The sequence below is a fragment of the Enterovibrio gelatinilyticus genome, from assembly GCF_028683095.1.
Lineage (GTDB): Bacteria > Pseudomonadota > Gammaproteobacteria > Enterobacterales > Vibrionaceae > Enterovibrio > Enterovibrio gelatinilyticus.
This window is the reverse complement of the sequence record NZ_JAJUBC010000001.1, coordinates 123,954-143,810: the sequence shown is the minus strand read 5'-3', so window position 1 is coordinate 143,810 and position 19,857 is coordinate 123,954. Positions and strand designations below refer to the sequence as shown.

The window sequence follows — 19,857 nt, the reverse complement described above, 5'->3', positions numbered from 1 at the left end:
ATGCGCTATGAATGCGTTTTCAAGTATTCAGTCAGCTCTTTAGTAAGATCAAGATACGCCGAAACCACCTCGAAGAGCGTTTCCTCGTCAACGGAGACAGACTGGCACTTTGCTTCAAGTGATCCACAAAGCATGCTTAACTTGTCGGCGCCAAGCGTGGCAGTAATACCTTTCAGCTCATGGAATATATGCTTTTGCACAGCGAGATCGCGCGAATCATGCGCTTCTTGTAACGTTTGTAGTCGCTGATCAGTTTGGTCGATAAAGCGCTTAAGCATCTTATTGTAGACCGTATAATTAAACCCTAAACGTTGCAGCGCATGTTCCGGCTGGAATACTTGCTCGACTATTTCTTGTTGATTTGTCGTGCTTGTTTCAGGCTTTGTCATATGATTAGCAATAACCTGAATTAGCCTTTGAAAATCAATAGGTTTTGGCAAGTAATCATTCATCCCTGCGTTTAGGCAGGTTTCAAGGATGTTTTCAGAAGTGTTGGCTGATAATGCAATGACTGGCACTTTTTTACCCAAATCCAGTTTTCGTAGCGCTTGCGTGGTTTCAATGCCGTCCATGTTGGTCATGCTCAAGTCCATCAAGATAACCGAATACGGATGAGATTCAATGGCCTCCAATGCTTGTTGACCAGAACTCGCCTGCTCTACCCACATACCGAGGGATAATAATAACTCTTTGATCATTTCACGATTGATGGCGTTGTCATCCACAACCAGTACACGCGCACCGCTTAGCTCGTTGACATTCGGTAATTCGGTGTAATCACTTGGCTGGGGTAAAGGCACATCGGTTTGGCCTGAATCACTCACAGATTCAAAACAAGCATAAAATGTCACTTGTGTGCCCTCACCATAAATACTTTGAATCTGAATATCTCCATTCATCAAATTCACCAGTTTCTCGCTGATACTTAGCCCCAATCCCGTCCCTCCAAATCGTCGAGTCGTTGAAGGATCTGCCTGATGGTATTTGTTGAATAGTCTGTCAAGCTGAGGTGCTGTCATCCCTATTCCTGTATCGGTAATTTGAAACTGCAGTGACTGTGGTCGTGTGGGGTTGTCTGATTCTTTATCTATATCATCTGTATCTTTGTTTTTGACCGTCACCGATACGCTGCCGTGGTCGGTAAATTTAATCGCATTCCCTACCACGTTAACCAACACCTGCTGCAAACGTAGCGGGTCACCTTTGAGTAATGGATTAACATCCTCGTCAACCAGCAGGTCGAATGTTAGCCCTCTTTTTGATACGTCGAACCACATGACGTGCCGAACATTGCTCAACACTTGGTGAAGGTTGAAAGGCACGTTTTCCATTGTGAGCTTTCCTGCTTCTATCTTGGAAAGATCGAGGACATCATTAATCAAATGAGACAAGGAGTGGGAAGCCACGTCTACCGTATTGAGATAGCCACGCTGTTTTGTTGATAAATTAGAGTGCAAGCAGAGCTTGGTGAAACCGATTATTGCATTCAGTGGTGTTCGTATTTCATGGCTCATGTTAGCCAGAAAATCCCCTTTTGCCTGATTCGCTGCATCCGCTTCCGCTTTGGCTTTTTGCAACGCTATTTCACTTTGCTTCAGGGCGACTTCTCGCTGTCTTAACTCAGAAATGTCCGTCGCTGTCAGCAAAATACCCTGCAACTTACCCTGATGGCTATAAAACTGCTCGCCTTTAACGAGGTAAACAGCATGAGTCAATTCACCGTTACAGCGTATCAAAGGCATTTCCAATTCCAAGTGACCACTTTGAGTGATAGTCGAGACAACTTTCGATTCCTGCGTATCCGCTGTGGTGTTGCTCAAATTGGTCAGCATTGAATGAGGAAACAACGAATCAATGTGAATATCAGGTAGCTCTTCATCTGCCCAGCCAAGGTCTTCAGTAAACACGCGGTTGGTTTGAGTGACTAGCCCGTCAACACCGACAACAACAAGCATGCTATTCATGGCGTCGTTAATACTGCGAATATAAGCATTGAGTTCAAGCAGTTGTTTGTTTTTACGCTTAAGCGTATTTCGCTGCGTTTCCATCTCCAATAAGATCTCATCCATAGCATGTGTCGCAGCAAGCAATTGTTGCTCTCTGGCTTCAGCTGCGGCATACAAGGCTTCAATTTCTTGTCGCAACTGTTCGTTTTCTGATGCCAATTGCTGTGTGCTATTCATGACTTTAGGCGGCGTCATGTTGAACACCCTTTTAGCTCAATATTATTGACTTCCCACTCAACAGTGAACTCGCTAACTTGGTTCACTAAACGTTCCAACGCCAGAGTCATTTCGACAGAAAGCGATGGTGAGAACGTGGACGTTTTTGCAGGCTGAACGGCCAGAATATTAATGATTGGCGTTGGTTTAACAATGGCATTAACGGCTTGGAGTAGAAAGCTGACGCCTCCCATATGATCGGCAGAACTGCTGTTATCTAGCGTATCGGGCAAGATGAAACGAGAGTCACCAATCGATAGGCCAAGTTCGGCCACATCAACGATTAACACATGCGAACAATGCTCGAACAATGGCAATGCATTTAGGCCCAAGGTGCCTGCGTTATATACGTTGACGTTTGCTGGCAGTGACACGTCCTTAAGTCTTGCTGCTACGGCGGCCCCTAGTCCATCATCACCATGTAATGCGTTGCCAAAACAGAGTACATTCAGCGCCTTCATGACCTCATACTCCAAAGCGCAGCTTTTTCCCGGTCGGAAGCATATGTACCGTGCATACTAAACACGGATCATGTGATCGGATTACATGGCTGAGCTGTAATGGATTGTCCGCATCATCAACCTGCAAGCCAATCACACTTTGCTCCCAGTGCCCATGTTGACCATCGGAATCCCTTGGTGATGCATTCCATGCTGTCGGAGTGATGATTTGGTAATTGTCGATAACGCCATTTTTGATACTAATCCAGTGCCCCAACCCTCCTCGCGCAGCTTGGATCATGCCAAACCCTTTACCATCAATTTCGTCTTGTGGTTTGGGTGGCAGGAAGAAGTCACCACTGATGTCTTCTGATAAGTCCTGAACGCATTTTTTCATCTGCATCAAACTGAACCCAATGCGGCGCAAGCGAGCAAACTGTCGTAGCCAAGTTGATGGTCCTTCTTCTTGGTGTAATGATTGAATGAGCGAATCCTCACCAATCAACAATTCTGCTAAAGGCCCAGTTTGCATTACCTTGCCATCATATCGCGGCGCTTTTGCCCAAGTATAACGGTCAGATTGTGTTTGATAATCGGGAATCGTTTCCCCTTTGTGAGGGTGGCGTCCGCCTTGATATTGCCTAAACCATGAGTAGCGAACATGCTCAGAGATCAATGACTGGTCAAGGGGTTGGATGGTCTCAGTGTCTGCGTCATAGACGCCGGAACGTAGCGCGTGGTGGTCGGATTTCACTGGGTCGATGACAGCGCCAAAACTCAACATATGCCGACTACCAAACCCAATCTTGTGAAGATCAAGTGAGCGCGCAAATCGCGTAAACAATCCGAGCGCACTATTGGCTTGGTGAGCGTTGTCATCTAACCCATCAAATAACTGCCGTTTAGAGCTGACTGACATCCAATTTTCCAGCGTGTCGCCGATCACTGCTTGTTCATACCAGCGTATCAGTTTGGCTATCACATCCTTAGTCTCTATGATCTTACGTTGGCTGGGTTTACCCACCACACCACCAGGTAGCATGTAAGACGAGTGAGGCCATTGACCGCCGAACAATGCAATAATGCCTACGGCATCACGAGATTGTTCTAATGCGCCAAGGTGATGGCGTCCTTTGAAAGGTTCAAACGCCGCCAATATATCTTGGTATAAAGGATGATGGCGATAATCTTCATGGCAGAAATCGACAAGAAACATTAAAAACGACTGGCGAATATCGTTTTGAATACTCTCTGTCAGCAAGCAAAGGTTTCTAATCAACGTGGCGTTGGGTGGAACATGAATTCCCCATATTTGCTCCAAGGCCAACGTTGCAGCATAGAGGTGCGCTGTGCCACAAATACCACAAACCCGCGGCGTAATAACGGCGGCATCACGTGGCGTTCGACCAATCATGATCTGCTCAAACCCTCGATACATCACACCAATACAGCGAGCATCGACCACTTTTCCATGCTCAACGTCTAGCTCAAACTCAAGATCGCCTTCAACACGGTTAAGGTCTATGTTCAGGGTTTTCTTAACCATTAAGGCTCCATTTTTCGCTTTTTCACGCGCTCGGGCGCTGCGGCTTTGGCGAGGTTTTTGTAGGCAATATAGTTCGCACGTTCCACGCCTACAGGCAATTTGGAGGGGATAGGCCCTAACTTTTCGGTTTGAAACAGCCCTTCATCTTCTGGAAACGCAGGTGAGGTACAGCCAAAACAAGGCACCCCTGCTCGCGTTTTGCTGCTTCGGCCGTTCCATAAATCAGTATTGCAAGTCGCTTGGGTATAAGGTCCTTTACAACCAAGATTGAAGAACATGCACCCGTTTGTGCCAAATTCCGATTCTTCGACGTCATACTCGTGGTATTCATTGCGGGTGCAACCTTGATGGACCAAAGTACTGAAAAACTCTTTTGGGCGATTGAGTTCATCGAGTTGTAAAATCATGCCGCTGGCAATCATTGCCAAGGTTTTTGTCATGGTGTTGGGATGCACAGGGCATCCCGCCACATTAATCACAGGAAACCCCGCTCCACTTCGCCATTCAGGAGGGAGCAAACCTCCAGGGGATTCCTTGTCCATTTGCAATCCCATGCAGTCAGACGGGTTTGGTGGCGCAGCATGAACACCACCAAAAGCTGCGCAAGTGCCCATGGCGACCACATAGCGGGCCTTGTCAGCTAACAAGCTGACCCACTCTTTCTTTGCTTTTCGCTGAAACGTATCAAACATTCCCGTGCCATTAGGCGCGGTAATAATACTGCCTTCGATGCAAAGAATGTCTAACCGCTGCGTGCCGTTAATAATCTCTTCAATAAGTTCGTTGAGACTGTGGACACTTTGAATAGATAGCGAAGGCTGCCATAAAAGTTCGATAGGATATTCGGTCAGCAGGTCAGAGAATGACGGTCTATCTGCACTGAGAAGTGCCATTGTGTCTCCGCCACAACTCCCTGTTTGAAACCATAGCAATGTCATTTTGCCTTTCACCATGACGAACTCCTGCTTAACTGCATGATTAATTATGGTTCAAGCGCTCAGGTTTGGATGTTTCTTGCTAAAGACTGCGCGGAAACCACTAAGGCTTGTCCGAATGCCAAGCCGCCATCATTGGCGGGCACTTGTTGATGCCGCAACACACTGAAACCACGTTTAGTGAGATATGAATGGGTGTATTCAAGTAATAAGCGATTTTGAAATACACCCCCTGTCAGGACGATATCTGGCACATACGTCATTTGTTTCGAGAGGTGATCCACCATGTCAGCGATACCCAACGCCAACCCAAGGTGGAATCTTCTCGCGATGTCGTTTGGCGCAGTTCCTGATGCCAAATCTTTTCCGAGTTCAATCCACATTGGTGATGGATCAAGGTGTGCAGGTTCTCCGGCGACAATATCGAATGTGTAACCGCTATCTTCGTTGCTGGAGTGAGCAAGAGATTCTAGCTCAATAGCGGCTTGGCCTTCGTAACTTTGGCTTTGAAAGCAAATGGAGAGTGACGCAGCCACGGCATCAAATAATCGCCCAGCCGATGTCGTGACAGGTGTATTGATCGCTTTCTCTATCATTTGATCAATAGCGAACGTTTTTGAGGCGATGTCATGCTTAGCGATGAGTTGCTGCCAGACATCTTCAGTTAAATTGAGTTTGTGTCGCCACGCCAACAAATTTCGCCAAGGTTGCTTAATCGCAACCATACCACCGGGTAGTGCAACCTGTGATAGATGCGCCAAGCGCTGGAAGCTCGTATAGTCGGCAAGTAGAAACTCACCGCCCCACAGACCGCCATCATCACCTAACCCTAGTCCATCAAACACCACGCCTAAAACCGGTTTACTGTTTCGCGGCAATTGGTTATCGCCCATGCATGCGGTGATATGCGCATGATGATGCTGTACTTCGAACACTCTGTCTTTTGAGTAATTTGCGTTTCCGTATTTTGTCGAAAGATATTCAGGGTGCTTGTCCACTGCAACCCTGTAGGGCTCGAAGCGGTACAAGGTTTGAAAATGCCCCAGCGTAGACCGAAAGTCCTGCCAAATGCGCACACTTTCAAGATCACCAATGTACTGACTGAGAATCGCGCCATGGCGTGACAACAAACAAAAGGCGTTCTTCACTTCACCACCCAGACCCATTATGTTCTCTGTTTCTTCAAAGCCCACGGGTAGAGAAATCGGACTGGGGGCATAACCTCTTGAACGACGCAGCAATTGCGTGCCTAACGAGGTTTGCCGTAAAACAGAATCGTCGGTACGGCTTACAATTTCGCGGTCGTGCATCAACCACACATCGGCAATATGCTGCAAGTCTGCCAGAGCTTCATCATTGTCTATACATTGTGGATTGCCACTCAGATTTGCAGAAGTCATCACCAGCGGTACGCCGACATCTGTCATCAACAAAACATGAAGTGGTGTCGCTGGCAGCATAACCCCGATTTCATTGAGGTCTGGCATGACCGATGTTGCGATATCGATTAGTGACGTTGTCACAGCACGTATCGGAAGAATGACGATGGGTGCTGCATGACTTTGCAATGCCTTAATAGATTCAGGGGTCACATCGCAATACCGGTTAACATGATCACAGTCTTGCATCATCACAGCAAAAGGTTTGGCGGGGCGGAATTTACGCTGTCGAAGCTTTTTCACCGTCTCTTCATTGGTTGCGTCGCAGACAAGGTGAAACCCTCCAATGCCTTTCACCGCGAGAATTTTGCCTTGTTTCAATAAGGAAGCCGCGAGTTGAATGGCATCGCTGCCCCCTTCATTGTCGGCATTTATTGGCTCTCCATACTTATCGCACAACCACACCTTTGGCCCACAAGCTGGGCAAGCAACAGGTTGTGCATGAAAGCGACGGTCTGCAGGGTTGAGATACTCTTGCTCACATTCCGCGCACAGGGGGAAATTTGCCATGCTGGTTTTTGGACGATCGTAAGGTAACGATTTAATGATGGAAAGCCGAGGGCCGCAGTGAGTGCAATTGGTAAAGGGATAACGATAACGGCGGCTTTTGGGGTCAAAGGTTTCATCTATACAGTCGCGACACACGGCAGCATCCACCGGTATTCCCGCATTAAGCGTTGAAGTTTCATCACTCGCAACGATATGGAACCCTATGTCTTGGCCTAATGTATCAAAATCAGGGAAAGGTGTTGTTTCTATGGAATTTATTGCGGCAAGAGCTGGGCAGTTTAATTGAATTTGTTCTAGAAAAGTGGCGACATTGTCAGGTGAACACCAAAGTTCAACCACTACACCTTCACCATCATTAAGCACTGAACCATTCAAGGCTAACGAATTCGCGACGTGCCAAATCATAGGTCTAAACCCTACGCCTTGAACAACACCGCGGATCCGAACTCGATAGCCTTGCATTAAAGCGTTAACCCATTAACTGATAAAGGCCAGCAAGGGCAAACACTCCACCGGACACGGGCAACGCGATGCGCGCATTGCTGTGACGACGAGCATATGCGCTTAACGCCCCCCCTACGGCTATCAATAATGTGGTGGCGAAAAGAAAACCGAGTGTGTAACCAACAGCATGGGCTGAAAGTGGCAATTCGGCGCCATGTGCAATGCCATGAAATACTGCAAAACAAGCCGTTGCAGGAAGTGTCACTGATAGTGGCAAGCGAGTTCCTCCCACCAGCAGCATACCCAAAAGTAAGACTGATACCGCGATACCTGTTTCAATAAACGAAACCACTTCGACAAACGGTACCACCAGCCCAGACATTACGGCCAAAGCGCCGATTGCCATAACCACTATAAACATCGCAGGAATGGCACGCGTTGCGTTTTTGCTACCAGAAGCGTTGAGTGACATGGCCCACATACCTACCGCAAGCATCGCCATCATATGGTCGGCACCCGTTAGCGGATGGCTAAGGCCAACGAGAAAACCGTAAGTGTCGTGCCCTGTATGCGCTGACGCAGCAAACGGTATGGCTGACGTTAATATCGTTGCCGCTCGGATTCCATTACGTTTCATATTCATCCTTCCTATTTCTCCATTCAGCCTGACGGCTGCTAATCGTGACAATACATCGCATATCGCGGTAAAGCGTTAACAAATACGGGGCAGTTGCGCGCCGATAAGCATGTCGATCATTCGCTCACTACCAAACGTCGTTTTCAAGGAGACACCTACATAAGTACCTAACGTTTCGGTGCTTTCAACATGTCCAATAACAGAGGCTTGTTCTGCGCCAGGGAGTTTTCTTAGTGCATTGACCGCAGCCTGAGCATGTTTAGCAGGAACGATCGCAACAAATTTGCCCTCGTTCGCTAGATAAAGAGGATCTAAACCGAGAAGCTCACACACGCCGCGGACCTCGTCTCTCACCGGAATAGCCGCCTGATCGAGCACGATTTTCACGTTGCTACTTTCTGCAAATTCAGTAAGAACAGTGGCGAGCCCACCACGAGTGGCATCACGCAGACAATGAACATCAGGACAATGCGCCAACAAGGCGTTCACTTCACGGTGCAAAGGACGACAATCGGAATAAAGATCGGCATCTAACTGCAGTTCTCCCCGCTCTGCCATGATCGTGGCTCCATGATCGCCAACCCATCCATTCACGATGACAACGTCACCGTCTTGTGCAGCATTGGCATTGATTTCAAGGTGCTTTGGAATAACGCCGATCCCGGACGTATTGATGAAAATTTTATCGGCAGCCCCTCGATGAACCACTTTTGTGTCGCCGGACACTATGGTCACGCCAGCTAAGTCAGCCGCCCTTTTCATGCTGGATAGAATTCGACGTAGTGTGTCGAGCGGTAACCCTTCTTCCAAAATTAAGCCACAAGTTAGGTACAAGGGTGTTGCGCCACTCATCGCTAAATCATTAACCGTGCCATTAACCGCTAAGGTGCCAATATCTCCACCCGGAAATTCTAACGGGTCCACGACAAATGAATCTGTTGTCATGGCTAAGCGATCACCGAGCGAATTCATTGCACTAAGTGGTAGGCGCGCTTGATCTTCAAGTGGCGTGAGGTATTCGTTAGCAAATGCGGAAACGATCTCGTTCTCTACAAGATCTCGCATGGCTTTCCCTCCACTGCCATGCGCTAAGGTAATACATGCAACATCGTTTGATTGAGCATCATTACTCTCGTTTTCCTGCTTATTGAGCATCATAGACAGACATCCTTTTAGTCACTCATACGGCGTGGTTATTGTGAGTTGTATCGACAATGGCGATGCGACCCTTGCCTTTATCCGGCACTCGGAAACCGTGATTGTAATAAGCGGCACATGCCCCTTCAGATGAGACCATCAAGGCGCCAAGTGGGGTTTCAGGCGAACATTGCTTTCCGTACATGCCACATTGCCAAGGTCGAATAAGGCCTTTGAGTACCTCCCCACATTGGCATTGATGAGGGTCTTTCGTTTGTTTTCGCTGAACGTCAAATTTGCATTCGGCATTCCACGCAGCGTATTCATCACGAACACAAACACCGGCATTACCAATTTCGCCAAAACCACGTAACTCAGTCACAGGATATACGTCGTACACTTCCTGCATGGCAAATAAACCTGATGAGTTTCCTCCCGCTTCAACCACACGACGATATTGGTTTTCAACGTCGCAACGACTCTCGGCAATTTGTGTCACGAGCATCAAGATAGATTGCAAAATATCGAGTGGTTCAAAACCCGTGATCACAATTGGCTTGGCATAGTCTTGGGCAATAAATTGAAACGGATCCGTACCGATCACCATGCTGACGTGTCCTGGCGCTAGAAATCCATCAAGGTCCAAATCTGGCTCGTTGAGAATGGCATCTATCGTCGGAGCGGTCGTAATGTGATTGCAAAATATAGAGAAATTACTGATCCCTTCTTTTGCTGCCTGCAAAACCGTAAGAGCGGTACTCGGCATGGTGGTTTCAAAACCGAGTGCAAAGAAAACCACTTCGCGTTCTGGGTGTTGGCGTGCCAGCGCTAAGGCATCAAGTGGCGAGTAGACCATGCGAATATCGCTGCCTCGTGCCTTTGCATCAAGTAAATTCCCATTCACGCCCGGCACACGCATGGCATCACCGAAGGTGGTAAGAATGACGTTAGGGTTAGCCGCAATTTCAATGCAGTCATCCACTCGCCCTGATGGCAACACACACACGGGACAGCCCGGACCATGAACCATTTCTATGCGTTCCGAAAGCAGTGATTCAATGCCGTATTTAAATAAGGTGTGTGTATGTCCGCCACAAAACTCCATCAATTGAAGCGGTCGCATCGGGGAATCGTTGTTTTTGGCTCGCGCTTTTTCAATGCGAGCGAGTTGACGATTGATCGCATCACAAATTCCTTCAACGACACTCGGGTCGCGAAACTCATCAACGTATTTCATTCGGTCTTTCTCCCTCTTGACTGGCTGAAGAAGCCTCCATGGCATCCAGTTCTTCTTGCAGCTCACCGATTTCGGCCAATAGTGCTAGAGTTTTAGTCGCTTCATCGGCATCTATTCTGCTCATTGCAAACCCAACATGAACCAACACCCACTCACCAATACATGCTTCAGGCCTTTGTCCTTCAAGCACGCAGGCAATATTGACGGGTCGATGTACACCTGAAATGTTCACTAGAGCAATGCAGTTAGCATTGTCTTTAATTTCTGTAATTTGTCCGGGAATACCCAAGCACATTGGCTTTCTCCTATTCCATTTGGATAAACGAGGTTATTCATTTCCCAGTTTGTGCTGCTCAAGACCGTAGCGTTCAAGTTTGGCCCTCAAACCAACACGTGATAGCCCGAGCTCTAAAGCGGCTTTGCTTTTGTTCCATTTATTTCGAATCAATGTTTCTTTTAAAATTCGAGCCTCTAGCACTTCAACGCGATCTTTTAGGCTACCAATTTCAAGTGAAACCGGCATATCTTCGTCTTCATCGCTATTCACGTTTTTGAGCACTTTCGGAGAGAGCAAATCAGCGCCTAATACTGGATCGTCAGCCATTACCAGCATTCTTCTCACTTCATTCTCAAGTTCTCGCACGTTGCCAGGCCAGCGGTAGGCGGAAATACACTCCATCGCCTCGTCAGTGAACCCTTCAACGGGTTTGCCATAGGAGATCATGATGCTTTGCAAAATACGGTTAGCGATGACGGGGATATCCATCTCTCGCTCTCTTAGCGGAGGAAGGTGAATAGGCACGGTAGCAAGGCGATAGTAGAGATCTTCACGAAAACGTCCTGCTCTGACTTCTGCTTCTAAATTTCTATTCGTGGCAGAAATCACACGTACATTGACCTTTCTTCTGCGGTTACTACCCAGTGGTCGCAATTCTCCCTCTTGCAGAAATCGCAGCAATTTCACCTGAAACTCTAAAGAGGTATCGCCAATTTCATCGAGAAACACCGTACCGCCATCCGCTTTTTCGAGAATCCCCACTCTGTCTGTATTTGCGCCAGTAAACGCGCCGCGAGTATGACCAAACAGTTCACTTTCCAACAACTGCACAGGCATCGCGCCGCAATTTTCTTTCACAAAGGGTTTATCAGCGCGATGACTGGTGTAATGAAGCGCTCGAGTGATGAGCTCTTTCCCTGTACCAGACTCGCCCGTAACGAGCACGGAAATGTCGTAAGGTGCGACGCGGGCAACTTGCGCGCATATCCCCTTCATTGGGCTATCTGGCGCACAGGCTATGTTGTCAAAGTGGTGACGCTCTTTAAGTACCCTACGTTTATGCTGAAGCTGACTATCTAGTTGTGGTGCAGTCACTTTCAGTTCTAAATTGAGTAGCTCGTTTTCTTTTTGAAGTGCAAATAGGCGCGTTGCATTTTTCAGCGTCAGAATAAGATGCTCTGGCTGCCACGGTTTGGGCACAAAGCTATAAATGCCAGCTTCATTAATGCCTTTGATCAAATCAACGGGATCGGTATAAGCAGAAATAATAATACGAATAACGTCTGGCCATTGTGTTCTTACATGCGTGAGAAAATCGGTTCCACTCATATCAGGCATTCGTTGATCTGACACCACAACCTGTACAGGGATCTCCGACAAGACTTTCTCTGCATCGGCCACATTATCTGCGGTCAATACGGTGAACTCTTCATCCAAAGTACGTCGTAACACTTGCAACGACATGGGTTCATCATCCACTAACAGTACAATGGGTAACCGAACCGGATTAGCAGTATTGCTATATTCAGACACGAGCAGATCCTGCGTCGCACCCATCAATTGACTGAGTCGATTGACGTGAGTGACGTTGTAACACTACGTTGTGCTTTTCAATTAACCAGTTTAACCAATCTTGCATGCCCTGATTGTTTGTAGCTGAAAGTTCGATAATGCTGGCTTGGGGATTTACGCTCTCTATGTGTTGACGACACAAAGACACATCAAAGGAGACATAAGGTAGTAAGTCGATTTTGTTTAAGATCACTAAGTCAGCGGCAGCGAACATATCTGGATACTTCAAAGGTTTGTCTTCACCTTCAGTAACCGACAAAATCGCTACCTTGCAATATTCTCCCAAATCAAACGCCGCTGGACATACTAGGTTTCCAACGTTTTCGATAAACAATAGAGACTGCTTCTGTAATTCAAGCTCATCCAACGCGTGACCGACCATGTGAGCGTCAAGGTGGCACCCTTTTCCTGTATTCACTTGTATGGCAGACACGCCAGTGGCACGAATACGTTCTGCGTCGTTAGTGGTTTGTTGGTCGCCTTCAATGACAGCCACCGGCACTGACTCTTTTAGTTTATTCAATGTGTTCACCAACAACGAGGTTTTTCCAGAGCCAGGGCTAGAAACCAAGTTCAGCACCAGTTGGCCATCACTCTCAAAACGCGCGCGGTTTTTCGCAGCATAGTGATCATTCTGAGCAAGAATATTTTGTTCTATGCTGACCATGCGTGATTGACTAAGTCCGGGGGCATGTGCGCCCGCTGGCCCTTTTCCGTAATGATGATGGTGGTGATGACTATGGTGCTCATGATCGTGAGTGTCTTGAACATGGTGTTCGTGTTCATGATGCATATTGTTACTTTCGCTACAACCGCAGACCGTACACATTAGTCAACCTCCACATTAGCAATACGCATTTCTTCTCCTGACGACAATGTCAGCGCTTTTCCGCCGCAATCAGGGCATGATGAATAGCGTTCTTTGAGTGAAACAGACCATTTACAATCATCACACCAAGCGACGGCGGGAATATGGGTAATCTCAAGCGCTGCGTCCTGTGCCAAGGTACCTTCCGCAACAACAGGAAAACAAAAACGTAGCGATTCGACTTCAACACCAGCAAACTGACCAATCTCCAAGCGAAGAACAGATACACGCGAGAACTCATGCGTTTCGGCTTGTTTTTCTAGCGTTTGCACTATGCTTTCGCAGATGGACAGTTCATGCATGTTGCGATCCCCTCATTTATCACAAACACTACTGCAGGGAGTGTGCCAACCTCTTCTCATCGTCGGTAAAACGGCTTGCGCCCTTGAAATTCAAAGCCGCACAGGTTAACAAGGTAGAAACGACCCAATACAAAGTGTTAACAGTGGCCTCACTATTTGCAAGGTTACTTTCCAAGAATCCGTAAAAGTGGAAACAAAACTTCCAGTTATGTTTTTCAGTGAGTGATGTGAAAAACATGCCCAGATCGTTATTACCGAGAGGTGTTCTTAGTGAAGCGTTTTCATACCTAGATTTTCATACCTAGACGCACAATGACCAATAAGCACCATTGCCAAGTACTCACAAAGGGATGACAACGAGCACTCGAATAAAAAAAGACCCCACAGAAAATGCATCGTGGGGTCTCGTATAACAATAAAGGTTAAAGTTAGTGGGCCTTACCTTCTCGTTACTACCTAATCAAAACCTTCCTTTACCTCCCGTGGCAATGTATTCCGCTAACTCCGCCTGTTGCTGACCAATCGCTGTCACCGTGTGATGAACGCGCTTAACCACCGCCCGCATGAAATCAAACACCAGCTCTGGGTGCGTGGTAACTAATGGGTCGATATTTTCGCGATCAAAGCATAAGACCGAAGCCGTTCCGAGCGCTTGAACCGAAATCGTTCTCGGCTCACCATCAATAAAGCTCAATTCTCCAATCAAATCTCCATGATGAAGGGTATGAATGAGGTTTATCTTTCCGCTGTTTTTGATTTCACGGCAGCAAGCTAAGCGACCAGACGTCACGATGTAAAAACTGTTGGCAACATCACCAGCATGGTAGAGAAACTGACCATCTTCTAACGTCATTTCTCGTACTGCTTGTTGCGCCAATACACCTGCACCAGATTCACCAATATATTTCCCAATTGGTGCTTCCAAAATCAAACGCGCTACATTTTCTACATTGGGTTTATTCATATTGAGTCCTTGTTAATACGGGTCTCTCGGCACTCCGTAGTACATGAGAAACCGGCTCTAATTGCTGCTTTGAGGGTATTTCTTTCACCCCCTCGGTGACCACAGAAGTGAGGGTGTGCTCTAGGTTTGAACTTGCGGATGGCGTCAAACCTAAAGACAGTTCCCAAGCCTCACCTTTCACGGTTAGCAGCCATACATCTGGGAAGGCCTCATAACATTTGTGGCACATTGCGACTATCGTTTGCACGGAGATCGCATGTGACGTGAAACTGTCATCAAATTTTGGCGAGACTCTTTCCATCGAAAATTGTTGGGTTTCAGCCTTTTTGGTGGCGTCAACAAACAGAACACGCTGATGACGACGGATCAAATCTACATCTTCGAAGAAGAGTTGATAGTTGCGTACTAAGGTAGCAGTGACACTTGGCATCTCCTCCAAAGCATCGATAAACGCCCAACCTAGCCCATCATCTTGGCGTCCGACATTACCAATGCCGTAGATCAGGTCAAAGTCTCTGAGTTGGAGTGTGTTATCGATATTTTTCATCGAGTAGCCTTCCCTCTGCGTCAAGCAATGTGATGTGAAGTGGCATTTCTCCCATGGCATGAGTGGCACAACTTAAGCAAGGGTCATACGCACGAATGCCTACTTCCAACGCATTCATCATGCCTTCTGTGATTTCCGTATTGCCTGAGATCCATTCCTCAGCAACCGCCTTAACCGTTCGGTTAATCGCTGTGTTGTTTTGGGTCGTTGAGACAACAAGGTTTGCAAAGGTCATGTTTCCTGCTTCATCAGCACGATAATGATGAAGTAACGTTCCCCTTGGCGCCTCAACCACACCCACACCTTCTCCGGTCCATGCACCTTTCTCGGGCGTGATCGTCAGGCTTTCACCCTGCAAGTCAGGGTCATTGAGCAAATCTTTGATCAGTTCAGCAGAGTGAAGAATCTCTATGGCTCTTGCCCAGTTGGTGTGCAGGGTCATGTTGTTTGATTTGCCATTGGTGTAATCGTGGAAACGTTCAAGTGCTTCTTGTGCCATTGGCGTGTTATATCGACGAGTTACGTTTAAGCGTGCAAGCGGGCCAACACGGACTGCACCCGCTTCACGACCTAGCGATTTAAGGTAAGGGAACTTCATGTAGCTCCAAGACTCAGTGGCTTCCGCAAAATAATCGAGGTAGTCGTGATAGTCGATTTCCAGCACCACTTGCTTATTTTCATCAACGACGCGCATTTTCCCGTGGTAGTAATCCACATCGCCATTGTCATCAACCAAGCACATGTCTAGCGACTTCGTGATACCAAAGTTGTCAATTTCATCGCGGTGTTCTTCGTGATATTCGTAGAAAAGATTCAGGGCATCTTGTGCATAGTCGATAACTTGATCAATAGAAAGTAGGTCGTCGTCACCGTTAAGAAACCGATCGCGCTGCTCAATGCTTAGGTTGTTGTTCACTCCGCCAGGAATCGAGCTGATCCCATGCATTCGTTTACCCAGCACGGCGACAATTAGCTCTTGCCCCCATTTCCGCAGTTCAATCACGCGCTTGACGAGTTCAGGGTTCGCTTCCGCAAGGCCTAAAATGTTCCTTTTTTCTGGTGCCGCTTCAATGCCAAACACCATTTCTGGCGCAATCAAATAGAAATACGCAGTCACATGTGATTGCAACTGCTGAGCATAATGACCAAGGCGGCGCACCTTCTCTGGGGTTGGTAACATGGTAATGCCATCTTTCAGGCCGACGCCTATCATATCGTCCAACACTTTTGCGCCACACAAATGGTGGCTAACAAAACAAATGCCACATATACGTTGCAGTAGCATAGGTGCTTCCCAATAGGGATGACCTTGGATAAAACGTTCGAAACCGCGAAACTCGATAACTTGTAAGCGTGCATCGGTAACTTGGTTGTTATCGTCTAGCTGCAAGGTGACTTTTCCGTGTCCTTCAATCCGAGTGACCGGATCGATAACGAGTGTCTTACTCATGGTGTCTCTCCTTTATTCGTATCAATCGTATCGGTTGATGGAAGTTGGCAAATCTACGTCTCGTCCGTTTGCCAAATCATCCAAAACTTTGAAAATGGCATCCCCATCAGGTGGACACCCAGGGATGAAATAATCCATCTTTACGACTTCATGAGCGGGATACACTTTGTTCGTAATTTTGGGTACATCAACATGTGGAATCACATCAGCTGAGCCAGCAATACGTGTAGGTGAAGATATATAGGCTTCGTCTAAGCATTCGGTGAGAGAGACTTGATTCCTCATTGCAGGAACACCGCCCCACACAGCACAAGCGCCAACTGAAATTAAGATGTCGCAGTTCTCTCGAAAGTGCTCAAGTGTTTCGATGTTTTCATCGTTTGCGACACCTCCTTCCACAAAGCCGATCGTGCAGCGCTCAGTAATACGCTTCACATCCGTGACTGATGATCTCGTAATGGTGACTTTGTCCAATAACCCTAGAATGCGGCTATCCATATCGAGAAATGACAAGGTGCATCCCCAGCAACCACATAAACCAATCATGGCGACTTTGATTTTCCCTTCGCGCTGCGCAATGGTTTCAGGGTCCAAAGGTGTACATGGCAATTCATGGGAAAATATCGTTTCGCAGCTAGTTTTTGATTGTGTGCTCATTTGCCATCCCTCTCTGTTGCACGCTCTCGCACTGACTCAACCTCAAATTTACGTCGACCTATTGGCGCATCGAAGCCAACCCCTTTCTTCAAGATGCAACCCACAGGGCACAATTCCATTGCTTCTGTGACTTGCTCGTCAGACATTTTGTCCGCAAGTGCAACGTCAATTTCGATCCGAGCATTGGTTCCTCGCCCATCAATGTTGAATATCTTCCGTCCGGTTTCACGATCTTTTACAAACTCGACACAGCGCTGACAAAAAATGCAGCGATCGCGCTCAAGCCATATTTTTTCGGAGCGAAAATCGGCCTGGGTGACTGGGAAACGATATGGAAAACGGGACACCATCATGCCTGTTTCATACCCAACAGCCTGTAAATCGCACCGCCCACTTTTTTCACAGCTTGGGCAGTTGTGTTTACCTTCTACAAACAGCATTTCCACCAGCGCTTTTCGAATGTCTTTGGTTTCAGGTTCGTTCACCTCAACAACCATCCCATCGGACACTGGCACCGTGCATGAAGCAGCGTTAGTGCCATTCACTTTGCAGGTACAAACACGACAAGTTCCCAAGCAGGGTTTGCCTCGCTCATAACACAATGAAGGAATATAAATGCCGTTATCTAACGCGACATCAATTAAGGATTGACTCTCTTCAGCCGTGACTTCTTTTCCGTCGATCGTTAACGTGATAGTCATTTCGATACCTCCACAGATTGGTCACTGCTCGTGCTATTGAGGGTTTGAGTGGCGACGGTGAACTCAGACAACGCGGCATTAAGATCGAATGATGCTAACAATGGACCGTGTTGCGTCGTGATTCTTTGATTGTATTCTTCAGGAAATGCCAGAAGAGAAGTAATGATTGGTTTGGGTGAGGTGGTCCCGAGGCCACAGCGACTGGCGCCACGAACAATCTTCGACCACGCTAGGATTTCATCCAGATCTTGCTCTACTGCTCGACCTTCGATGATCAATGAAATCTTGTTGTAGAGTTCCACGTTACCCGCTCGGCACGGCACACAGATCCCGCACGATTCTTCAACAAAAAAATGCATGAATTGCTGGATGATATCCAGTAAGTTCCGCTCGTAACTGAACACCATCAGTGAGCCGTTACAAGAAAGGTCTTTGTAAGAAAATATACGATTTCCATCTTTCGCGACCGATACACATTCGCCCGATGGTCCGCTGATTTGTGCGACTCGGGGGTTTTTCGCGCTAATCAAATCAAGCACATCACTCAGTGATATTCCCCACTCAATTTCATAGACACCGGGCTTGTCGACATCGCCAGACACGCTGATCAATCGTGTGCCCGCTGATTCCTTTGTGCCCATGGACTCATACCACTTCGCGCCTTTTTCGAAAATTCGAGAAACGTTGGCGAGTGTTTCGACGTTGTTGACGGCTGTTGGGCAACCCATAAAGCCTTTATGAACAGGGAATGGTGGTTTCACACGAGGAGTACCACGCTTGCCTTCGCAAGACTCAATCAATGCGGATTCATCACCGCAAATATATGCCCCTGCTCCTAGTTGGATTCGAATGTCGAAATCAAACTTAGCGTTGCCAGCAATTCTTCGGCCTAAGAGTTTTTCCTCTCTCATAGACTGCAGGGTTTTTTCAAGATAAGGCACCATATGGCGGTATTCGTAGCGGAGGTAGATTATCCCTTCTTTTGCTCCTATAGCATGTCCAGCAATCACCATGCCTGCGAAAACCTGCTCTGGGCAATGAGTGAGAATAACGCGATCTTTAAACGTACCCGGTTCACCTTCGTCAGCATTACAAATGACGTATTTGGTCTCTCCCGGCGCGTCATGACACAGACGCCATTTGAGCCCGGCAGAAAAACCCGCACCACCGCGACCACGTAATCTCGAAGTGCTCATGGCATCTATCACTTCGACGGGCAATTGAGTGACAGCGTCACTAATTACACGTTCAATATTTACCTTCTGCCCAAAAAAAATTGGCCCCGGCTGGCGTATATTGGATTCCACTAACGATTCAATGTAATCAAAAGTATCGTTCGCATAGCCCTTTGGATTAGCCAGTGCCGCGGGAGATACGCCGGCCTTCAAAGCGGCGAGTAAAGTGCGCACTTTATCTGGTGTTAAACGGGTAAATGGAATGCCATCAACCAACATGGCAGGCTCTTGGTCAGAAAGCCCGATACACTGCGTATCAAACAACCCAATCTCTCCGTCAGCACTCACACTTCCAAATGCACAGCCAACGGCGTCTTCCAGCGCCTCTTTCACCTCTTGATACCCATTCATACGTGCAATCACGGTATCAGCGAGATAGATCGAATGCTTACCCGATGGTGTGTCACGTAAGAAATGGTAGAAGGACAAGGTTTCCCTCACATCCAACGGTGAAAGGTTCAATCCAGATGCCAGCACATTCACTGACGAATCTGAAATGTAACCTTCACTCTCTTGAACGGCTATTAGCATATCAATCAGCCTTTCTCGGCGACGCTGATAGCGCGTTATTATCGCTTCTACTTTATTGCTCATTGCTTACTCCTTTGTCCTGCTTCCGTCTGTCGCATATGTTTATGTAATAGCGAATAAGCGGGCGGATGATAGGCAAGACGATGCCTGCCCCTATTCGATGAAATATGGGCCTAAAATAATGTTTTAATTGAGGTGATATAGTT

At 47.3% G+C, this 19,857-nt stretch carries 18 protein-coding genes; all 18 read right to left on the bottom strand.

The annotated features are described in order from the left end of the window. Positions 1-5: 5 nt before the first annotated feature. The gene (locus LRP50_RS00650) at positions 6-2,201 is read right to left on the bottom strand and encodes a PAS domain-containing hybrid sensor histidine kinase/response regulator (RefSeq protein WP_274162590.1); all 2,196 of its coding nucleotides are present in this window, start codon (positions 2,199-2,201) and stop codon (positions 6-8) included. Further along, positions 2,198-2,683, bottom strand: a complete 486-nt coding sequence (locus LRP50_RS00645) for a hydrogenase maturation protease (protein ID WP_274162589.1) — start codon at positions 2,681-2,683, stop codon at positions 2,198-2,200. Before LRP50_RS00645 ends, LRP50_RS00650 begins: the two co-directional genes overlap by 4 nt. A gap of 4 nt (positions 2,684-2,687) precedes the next feature. Next, positions 2,688-4,208 (bottom strand): nickel-dependent hydrogenase large subunit, encoded by a 1,521-nt coding sequence (locus LRP50_RS00640; protein WP_274162588.1) that lies wholly within the window; start codon positions 4,206-4,208, stop codon positions 2,688-2,690. After that, on the bottom strand, positions 4,208-5,161 hold the full coding sequence (locus LRP50_RS00635) for an NADH-quinone oxidoreductase subunit B family protein (RefSeq protein ID WP_274162587.1): 954 nt from the start codon (positions 5,159-5,161) through the stop codon (positions 4,208-4,210). Before LRP50_RS00635 ends, LRP50_RS00640 begins: the two co-directional genes overlap by 1 nt. Before the next feature lie 44 nt (positions 5,162-5,205). After that, positions 5,206-7,554, bottom strand: coding sequence for a carbamoyltransferase HypF (gene hypF, locus LRP50_RS00630; RefSeq protein ID WP_274162586.1), 2,349 nt, complete (start codon positions 7,552-7,554; stop codon positions 5,206-5,208). Positions 7,555-7,561: 7 nt separating this feature from the next. Further along, entirely contained in the window at positions 7,562-8,173 is a 612-nt protein-coding gene (locus tag LRP50_RS00625; RefSeq protein ID WP_274162585.1) for a HupE/UreJ family protein, read from the bottom strand. A gap of 75 nt (positions 8,174-8,248) precedes the next feature. Further along, positions 8,249-9,331 carry a hydrogenase expression/formation protein HypE gene (gene hypE / locus LRP50_RS00620; protein ID WP_274162584.1) on the bottom strand — a complete coding sequence of 361 codons (1,083 nt, stop codon included), beginning with the start codon at positions 9,329-9,331 and terminating at the stop codon, positions 8,249-8,251. 22 nt (positions 9,332-9,353) lie between these two features. Continuing rightward, positions 9,354-10,547 (bottom strand): hydrogenase formation protein HypD, encoded by a 1,194-nt coding sequence (gene hypD / locus LRP50_RS00615; RefSeq protein ID WP_274162583.1) that lies wholly within the window; start codon positions 10,545-10,547, stop codon positions 9,354-9,356. Next, positions 10,534-10,842 (bottom strand): HypC/HybG/HupF family hydrogenase formation chaperone, encoded by a 309-nt coding sequence (locus LRP50_RS00610; protein WP_274162582.1) that lies wholly within the window; start codon positions 10,840-10,842, stop codon positions 10,534-10,536. The genes hypD and LRP50_RS00610 overlap by 14 nt, the downstream gene beginning before the upstream one ends. 33 nt (positions 10,843-10,875) lie before the next feature. Then, entirely contained in the window at positions 10,876-12,357 is a 1,482-nt protein-coding gene (locus LRP50_RS00605) for a sigma-54-dependent transcriptional regulator (protein WP_274162581.1), read from the bottom strand. Continuing rightward, positions 12,350-13,189: a hydrogenase nickel incorporation protein HypB gene (gene hypB, locus LRP50_RS00600; RefSeq protein WP_274162580.1), complete on the bottom strand. Its 840-nt coding sequence runs from the start codon at positions 13,187-13,189 to the stop codon at positions 12,350-12,352. Before hypB ends, LRP50_RS00605 begins: the two co-directional genes overlap by 8 nt. 35 nt (positions 13,190-13,224) lie before the next feature. Continuing rightward, a complete protein-coding gene (gene hypA / locus LRP50_RS00595; protein WP_274162579.1) occupies positions 13,225-13,566 on the bottom strand; it encodes a hydrogenase maturation nickel metallochaperone HypA in 342 nt (113 codons plus the stop codon). Positions 13,567-14,026: 460 nt separating this feature from the next. Next, on the bottom strand, positions 14,027-14,530 hold the full coding sequence (locus LRP50_RS00590; RefSeq protein ID WP_274162578.1) for a Crp/Fnr family transcriptional regulator: 504 nt from the start codon (positions 14,528-14,530) through the stop codon (positions 14,027-14,029). Beyond that, positions 14,523-15,077 (bottom strand): hydrogenase maturation protease, encoded by a 555-nt coding sequence (locus LRP50_RS00585; protein WP_274162577.1) that lies wholly within the window; start codon positions 15,075-15,077, stop codon positions 14,523-14,525. Before LRP50_RS00585 ends, LRP50_RS00590 begins: the two co-directional genes overlap by 8 nt. Continuing rightward, the gene (locus LRP50_RS00580; RefSeq protein ID WP_274162576.1) at positions 15,061-16,527 is read right to left on the bottom strand and encodes a Ni/Fe hydrogenase subunit alpha; all 1,467 of its coding nucleotides are present in this window, start codon (positions 16,525-16,527) and stop codon (positions 15,061-15,063) included. The genes LRP50_RS00585 and LRP50_RS00580 overlap by 17 nt, the downstream gene beginning before the upstream one ends. A 21-nt stretch (positions 16,528-16,548) precedes the next feature. Beyond that, entirely contained in the window at positions 16,549-17,184 is a 636-nt protein-coding gene (locus LRP50_RS00575; RefSeq protein WP_274162575.1) for an NADH-quinone oxidoreductase subunit B family protein, read from the bottom strand. Then, on the bottom strand, positions 17,181-17,885 hold the full coding sequence (locus tag LRP50_RS00570; RefSeq protein ID WP_274162574.1) for a 2Fe-2S iron-sulfur cluster-binding protein: 705 nt from the start codon (positions 17,883-17,885) through the stop codon (positions 17,181-17,183). The genes LRP50_RS00575 and LRP50_RS00570 overlap by 4 nt, the downstream gene beginning before the upstream one ends. Then, positions 17,882-19,714 (bottom strand): NAD(P)H-dependent oxidoreductase subunit E, encoded by a 1,833-nt coding sequence (locus tag LRP50_RS00565; protein ID WP_274162573.1) that lies wholly within the window; start codon positions 19,712-19,714, stop codon positions 17,882-17,884. Before LRP50_RS00565 ends, LRP50_RS00570 begins: the two co-directional genes overlap by 4 nt. Positions 19,715-19,857 lie beyond the last annotated feature (143 nt).

Bases quoted from the DNA above. Each gene is read 5' to 3' on its own strand.
- LRP50_RS00590 (WP_274162578.1), bottom strand. From the start codon at position 14,530: ATGAATAAACCCAATGTAGAAAATGTAGCGCGTTTGATTTTGGAAGCA.
- LRP50_RS00565 (WP_274162573.1), bottom strand. From the start codon at position 19,714: ATGAGCAATAAAGTAGAAGCGATAATAACGCGCTATCAGCGTCGCCGA.
- LRP50_RS00575 (WP_274162575.1), bottom strand. From the start codon at position 17,184: ATGAGCACACAATCAAAAACTAGCTGCGAAACGATATTTTCCCATGAA.
- hypD (WP_274162583.1), bottom strand. From the start codon at position 10,547: ATGAAATACGTTGATGAGTTTCGCGACCCGAGTGTCGTTGAAGGAATT.
- LRP50_RS00635 (WP_274162587.1), bottom strand. From the start codon at position 5,161: ATGGTGAAAGGCAAAATGACATTGCTATGGTTTCAAACAGGGAGTTGT.
- LRP50_RS00645 (WP_274162589.1), bottom strand. From the start codon at position 2,683: ATGAAGGCGCTGAATGTACTCTGTTTTGGCAACGCATTACATGGTGAT.
- hypB (WP_274162580.1), bottom strand. From the start codon at position 13,189: ATGCATCATGAACACGAACACCATGTTCAAGACACTCACGATCATGAG.
- LRP50_RS00650 (WP_274162590.1), bottom strand. From the start codon at position 2,201: ATGACGCCGCCTAAAGTCATGAATAGCACACAGCAATTGGCATCAGAA.
- LRP50_RS00585 (WP_274162577.1), bottom strand. From the start codon at position 15,077: ATGAAAAATATCGATAACACACTCCAACTCAGAGACTTTGACCTGATC.
- LRP50_RS00580 (WP_274162576.1), bottom strand. From the start codon at position 16,527: ATGAGTAAGACACTCGTTATCGATCCGGTCACTCGGATTGAAGGACAC.
- LRP50_RS00570 (WP_274162574.1), bottom strand. From the start codon at position 17,885: ATGACTATCACGTTAACGATCGACGGAAAAGAAGTCACGGCTGAAGAG.
- hypF (WP_274162586.1), bottom strand. From the start codon at position 7,554: ATGCAAGGCTATCGAGTTCGGATCCGCGGTGTTGTTCAAGGCGTAGGG.
- hypE (WP_274162584.1), bottom strand. From the start codon at position 9,331: ATGATGCTCAATAAGCAGGAAAACGAGAGTAATGATGCTCAATCAAAC.
- hypA (WP_274162579.1), bottom strand. From the start codon at position 13,566: ATGCATGAACTGTCCATCTGCGAAAGCATAGTGCAAACGCTAGAAAAA.
- LRP50_RS00640 (WP_274162588.1), bottom strand. From the start codon at position 4,208: ATGGTTAAGAAAACCCTGAACATAGACCTTAACCGTGTTGAAGGCGAT.
- LRP50_RS00610 (WP_274162582.1), bottom strand. From the start codon at position 10,842: ATGTGCTTGGGTATTCCCGGACAAATTACAGAAATTAAAGACAATGCT.
- LRP50_RS00625 (WP_274162585.1), bottom strand. From the start codon at position 8,173: ATGAAACGTAATGGAATCCGAGCGGCAACGATATTAACGTCAGCCATA.